7 protein-coding genes are annotated in these 5,502 nt (G+C 60.6%); all 7 read right to left on the bottom strand.

Going from position 1 to position 5,502, the window contains the following annotated elements; translation table 11 throughout:
• Window positions 1-54: 54 nt before the first annotated feature.
• A complete protein-coding gene (locus Q8P46_13895) occupies window positions 55-369 on the bottom strand; it encodes a hypothetical protein (GenBank protein MDP2621241.1) in 315 nt (104 codons plus the stop codon).
• A gap of 120 nt (window positions 370-489) precedes the next feature.
• Window positions 490-699 carry a hypothetical protein gene (locus tag Q8P46_13890; protein ID MDP2621240.1) on the bottom strand — a complete coding sequence of 70 codons (210 nt, stop codon included), beginning with the start codon at window positions 697-699 and terminating at the stop codon, window positions 490-492.
• Between the two features lie 68 nt (window positions 700-767).
• Entirely contained in the window at window positions 768-1,073 is a 306-nt protein-coding gene (locus tag Q8P46_13885) for a hypothetical protein (protein MDP2621239.1), read from the bottom strand.
• Window positions 1,070-3,340, bottom strand: coding sequence for a portal protein (locus Q8P46_13880; GenBank protein MDP2621238.1), 2,271 nt, complete (start codon window positions 3,338-3,340; stop codon window positions 1,070-1,072). Before Q8P46_13880 ends, Q8P46_13885 begins: the two co-directional genes overlap by 4 nt.
• A 3-nt stretch (window positions 3,341-3,343) precedes the next feature.
• Window positions 3,344-3,598 (bottom strand): hypothetical protein, encoded by a 255-nt coding sequence (locus Q8P46_13875; protein MDP2621237.1) that lies wholly within the window; start codon window positions 3,596-3,598, stop codon window positions 3,344-3,346.
• Window positions 3,595-5,154 carry a phage terminase large subunit gene (terL, locus tag Q8P46_13870; GenBank protein MDP2621236.1) on the bottom strand — a complete coding sequence of 520 codons (1,560 nt, stop codon included), beginning with the start codon at window positions 5,152-5,154 and terminating at the stop codon, window positions 3,595-3,597. The genes Q8P46_13875 and terL overlap by 4 nt, the downstream gene beginning before the upstream one ends.
• A partial coding sequence (locus Q8P46_13865) for a transketolase C-terminal domain-containing protein (protein MDP2621235.1) occupies window positions 5,154-5,502 on the bottom strand: 349 nt, incomplete at its 5' end. The genes terL and Q8P46_13865, both read right to left, overlap by 1 nt.

Genomic DNA, 5,502 nt, shown 5'->3' with positions numbered 1-5,502 from the left:
CACGGGCTTTTCGCCTCTTATTGTCGCCGCCTGAGCCGCAGGCGTACCGGGGTCTTAATCGGCCACTTGCACGTAACAAACGGAGAGCGTCGGGTTCCCCGGCGACTCCGCGATGAACTGAAGCTTTCCGAGATCCCCTTGGTAGAGGAACGGGTTGACGCCGCTGGGAATGCGCAGGCCGGTGCTCACGGTCGGTGCCGTGCCGTCGTCGCGGTAGCGCACCGCGCCGGTCGTCGCAAGGCAGGAAAGCCATGCGGCATTCGCCCGGTTGCCCTGCGAGTCCGTCAGTAGATTGCTCGAGCAGCTCACCGCGGCTGCGATGGCGCTGGAAACGAACGACTGGAACCCGATGACCTTCGTTACACGCATCCTGCGGCCTCCGTTTTTTCTAGCCGCTTATCGTTATGCGGCGGCATCATACGCCACTGGCACCGTGGGTGTCAAATGTATCTATCGGAGATCGCGCAAGGCGGCCAACGATGCCGAGGTTCATACTTTAAGCGCCAGAATTTCTGGGACCATCGTATGCGGACTAGCGGCCTCCTCCTCTCGCCGAGCTAATGCCTCCGCAGCAGCATCAATTGCCGCATTCCATGTCTGACGCACCCGGTATTCCAGGGCGCCATTGTCTTTTGCACATTTTTCCCACCATTCATCAAATATCATTTGTCCTCCACCAGTTTCAATTCTTGCCTTCAACCTTGCACTGCTCGCAGATCATCTTGGCGTCTCCTGATGCGCGGCTGCTTCTTCCTTCGCCAAGACGGTCATATCTTCAGCGCCTCCTCCACATACTCACGAACAATGCGGTCCAGTTCTGTTACATGACGCCTCGTCTTTTCAACTTGGGCTCGAAGTTGTGGCTCCCACAGGGAGCGCGGAACATCGAAACGGAAATCTTGGTGTTCGTCGCAACGGATATCATAGGTAGAAAGGACGACGACCTCTCGATCAGAACGAAGCCATTCCTCAGCCGCCACAAGCCATCGTTTATAAAAACGATGTTTTAGCAGCGTGCGCTCTAGATCAGTGTTACTCATATCGCCTCGTAGAATTGCCTGGTTTTTACTCAAGCGGCTGGCGTCTCCTCATGTGCTGCTGCCTTTTCCTTCGCCTGCATCTCGCGCTCGCCCATCATGTGCTCGTGCATCTGGTCGTGTTCGTCCAGCGCGTGCTCGTGCTGCATGTCCTTCGCTTCCATCGCCTTGCCTGCGCGGTCCATCGTTTGCTCGTGCGCCATGCCGCGCTCCTCGAGCTCCACGTCGGCGGATGCGGTGCGACCCTTCAACGCCAGTTCCTGCTCGGCAACCCAGACTTTCAGCTTGATCTCGGCCTCTGCCTTTTCGCGGGCAAGCCGCATCTTTTCGCCTTCGGCCTTCCCGTCGAGCTCGATCTGCTTCATCTTCGCGTCGTGATCGGCCTTGACCTTCGCCATCGCCTCCTGCCGCCCGGACTTGAGCTCCATGTTCTCGGCCTGCATCGCCTGCATGGCCTGGCCCATCTGCACCATCTGCGCCTTGACTTGCGGCGGAATCTGCGGCTGCTTCTCGTCCTGTAGCGCTTGCGGCGGCAGTAAGCCCTTCAGCATCTTCGCGGCCTCATCCGCCCCGGAAAAGTCCGAATTGCGCGCCGTCAGGTAGCGCAGCACCGCAGCCGACGCCGGATCAGAAGCTCCCTTCGCCATCTCGACGAACGTCGCTGCGGCTTCCATGCGCTTCGTGTTGTAGCTCGGCCCCACGCTGATCGACACGTCGAACTTGCCCACGCCGGGGTTGTAGATGCGCTTGATGCCCTCGCTCGTCTGAATCTCGCGCATCGACTCCTGCTGGTCCGGGTCGAGCTGCACCGACTGGATCTCGCCGTCTTCGCCCAGAATCCGCACGATACGCTTCGTGTCGTAGTATTTCGGAATCAGATCGACGAGGATGACGCCCCCGTGCCTGATGGATATCCCCTCATTCGCCCCGAAGTGGTACGTCCCGGTGTCGGACTCGCGCTGTAAGGCAAGGATCGCGCGGCCCGATTGCTGGCTCTCGGATTCGCCGACGCCGGCCTTGAATATCCCGAGGGAGGCGCGAACGTCCTGCGCGATGATCTCGCGTTGCTGGATGAGCGCCACCTCTATCGGCATCGCCTCTTGTCGCCTCGGTGCCGGCAGCGCGTTTCCGTTCACGTCGATCGGGTTGTATTCGAGGTAGGCGTAGTTGGCGGTGTTCGCCTTCTTCCAGCGCTCCTCCTTGCCCTCGAATTGGCCGGTCGCGCCGATGAAAGGCGTCTTGGGCGCCAGCATGATCTTTTCCGCGATGGCCGAGGCGCAGTAATTGTCGAAGCGAAGCGAATCCTTCGAGGGCCTCACGAGACCCCACAGGACGCGCTTGCCTTCGACCCATTTCTCGCGCCCGACCATTTCGACAATCGGAATGTACTTGCCCGGCAAATCGCGCTTTTCCAGCACTTCGATGCCGGTCAGCTTGCGCCACTTGAGCTGCTTCCTGTACGCCGTGCGCCGATCCTGAACCTCAGGCTTCTTACCGGCTTCCTTCGGCCAGCGTGCGTAATCCGCGGCGCCGATCGTCGTGCCGTCGTCGAGAAACAGCAATTCGTGCGGCACGCGCTTGATGCAGTATTCCTCGACCACCGTGATCGTTTCTGCCGTCCTCCAGTAGCCGACCGCCGCCTTGTCGAGCCCGTCGAAGTCCTCCGCTTTCTCTTTCGCCTTCGGGAACAGTTCCTTGAACTTCGCGACCGGCATCGCCTCGCAGATGTAGCCTCTTTCGGCGTCCGAGCCGTCGGGCATGATGTGCTTGCCCAGATACACGCTGAACGTGTTCGGGATCGGCCGGATAAATAGCTCCTGGTCGAAGCTGTCGTCCGAAACGTACTCGGCAGTGATGCGGAAGTACCCGAGGCCGATCGTCGCGGCGTTCTCCCCGGCCGTCGAATACGCGATGTCGGCTTTCGACTGGTCCTCGATGTTGCGGATGAGCCCCTTCAGGATCTTCGCCGTCTCCGGGTCGGCAACGTCGTCCTGCGGGCGCACATTGATGCCGGGCTTGCCCTGGCGCATGTCGTTCACGACCTGAACGATGTACTGGTTGATTTTGTCGATCGTCAGGCAAGGACGCGGCCCGTTTTCGGCGTCACCCTCGCGCGCCCTGCGGATTTCGTCGGGCCACTGGTCCAGCGTGGCGAAGCGCAGATCGTCCAGCATCAACGCGCGTTGATCGGACTCCTCATCGATGCATTCTTTTATCCCATCGCGGGCGTATTTCAGAATGTCATCGTCGGATTCTTGTGCGGGCTCTTTCGTCCCGTCTTCTTTTTGTTCGTCGTAGGCCATTGGCTATCCTGTCGCGGCTTTCTCCTTCATCTTGCGCAGCTCGTCGATGGGTGCGGTATAGAAGTACCCGTTAAACGTCGCGATGCCACGCAAGGCAATTGTCGGGAAGTCGAACTTCTCGTCGTGGAACCAGAAGTGCATTTCGTCGCGCGTGATATCGGAGCACCCGACGGCGAGGCCCTTGTCATGCAGCGTGGCGTGCGGCTCGAAGGTGTCTCTCATGGCATCGTCAATCTTGATCGGATCAGCAGTGTTCATGAAATCATCCACGCCGTAGCGGGCTGCTGAATGTTCGTCGGCGGCGGCGCAGGCTGCGGCTTTTCTTCCTTCGGCCATACGAGCTTCAGGTCCGGCTCGGCAATGCGCGAGAGCGAGTCGAGCAGGTCTTTGTGCAGGCACGTCGGGAACGGGTAGAACTCCTCCTCCACGAACGAATGCACGAGGTCAACGATATTTTTCTGCCAGTCTGTGACGTGCAATGTCCTAGGGAGATAGAACTTGCCATTCTCGAAGTACGGGATCAGGCGCCGAATACGGTCATCCTTTGAGGTCTGCCCGGCTACCTCCATTACGTCGAAGCGATAATTCTGATTTTCCTGCTCGCGCTTCACAGCCTCGGCGTCGCTCATGTTGCCGTAGCGTTCCCAGCGCACTTGCTTGGGCTTGTATTTGCGATGCAGCGTGAATAGACGGTCAACGCGCTCAGTAAGGTTCAAGCGGTCGCGCACTATGTCTAGCGCGTATAGATTCCCGTCTCTGCCAAGCCCGACGACCCACATCGCCGTGTAATCTGACTCCTTGCGCTTCGTGTTCGCGGAGTCCACGAGGATGTAGCAGTTGAGGCTATCGTGCGGCGGCGTTTTTGTGTAAAAGCGCAGCCATTCCCGCCTGAATCCCATCTCCGCGTCCGCCTTCGGATTTAGCAAAATCTGCGCGGCGTAGGTATACGGCCCCATGTCGCGGCGCTTCTGCTGGTGGATCTCGTCCGGCCAGAAAACGCTTTCGCCTTCCTCGGTGCCGCCCTCGCGCCCCGGATGCTCGCGAGGGACGAACGTGCCGCGGTCGACCACGGTCTTATAGGCGTCGTTGAAGTGCCACCGCGTCCCTGCGCCGCGCTTCACCCCCGGCGTCGTGCCGAGGTTGTAGCTGCGCTCCATCTCCGTCATCGTTTTAGAGAGCATCTCCGGCGTCGTCACGGAGCCCGCCACCACCACGTCGTCGTAGAGCAGCACCTTGAAGTGCTTGCTCGTGGGCTGCCCATCAATCAGGCCCCACGCCTCGATCGTCGCCTCGTTCGGATTTGACTGCCGCTTGACAATGATCCCATCGTCTTCAGACCACTTCGGCGCCGCGCGCACGTCCTCGCCCCACAGCACATCGGGGAACGCTGCGTGCAGCGTCTTATTCGCTTCCAACTCGCGCATGATCTGGCGCAGGAACGCCTTGGCGATCGGCCGCGTGTGGCTGAAGATCCCGAAGGTAATCTCCGGGTCGCGCAGGATGTCCTGAATCGTCAGTGCGAAGGTGATGATCGACGACTTGAAGTGCTCGCGCGCCCAGAGGTCCAAAAACCCATCTGGCGCCGCTTCCACCTCCCGGCAGCGCGCGAACGCGAACTCGTTCAGCATGTCCACGCGCTTGCATACCCGCGCAAGCAGATAGAAGAGGTCCGAGAGTACGAGCAGCCGCACGACCTGATTCAGCTTGCCCTCGGCGCGCCCCTTCGCCTCCAGCGCGTCCCAGTAGGCGATGGTCTGCTCGAGCGTCAAGCGCCGCAGCGCCGCTACCTGCTCGTCAGGCAGCCGATCGCTCATCAGTGCACACCCCGAAGCGCGCTCGCGACCGCGGAAACGCTCAAACCATGCGCGCCCAGCACATCGGCGTGCGAACCGTGCCGGTGCAGGAATGCGTCTCTCAGAGAGAGGCAGCGCAAGCTGCATGTGGCGCCGCTTTCCCAGGCGATCGCCTTAACCGCATCGCCGAGGCCGCCGCGAGGCACCATCTCTTCGATCACGACAACGCGCGGATACCTGGCGAGCGCGCGCGCGATGCCTTGCGCATCCAGCGGCTTGAGCGTGTGGACCGACGCCACGCCGACCGACATCTCACCGTCAAGCGCTTCTGCTGCGTCCATTCCAAGTTTCAGGATCGGCCCGTAGCCG

The sequence above is a fragment of the Hyphomicrobiales bacterium genome (assembly GCA_030688605.1).
Lineage (GTDB): Bacteria > Pseudomonadota > Alphaproteobacteria > Rhizobiales > NORP267 > JAUYJB01.
This window is presented reverse-complemented; position numbering and strand designations above follow the sequence as displayed.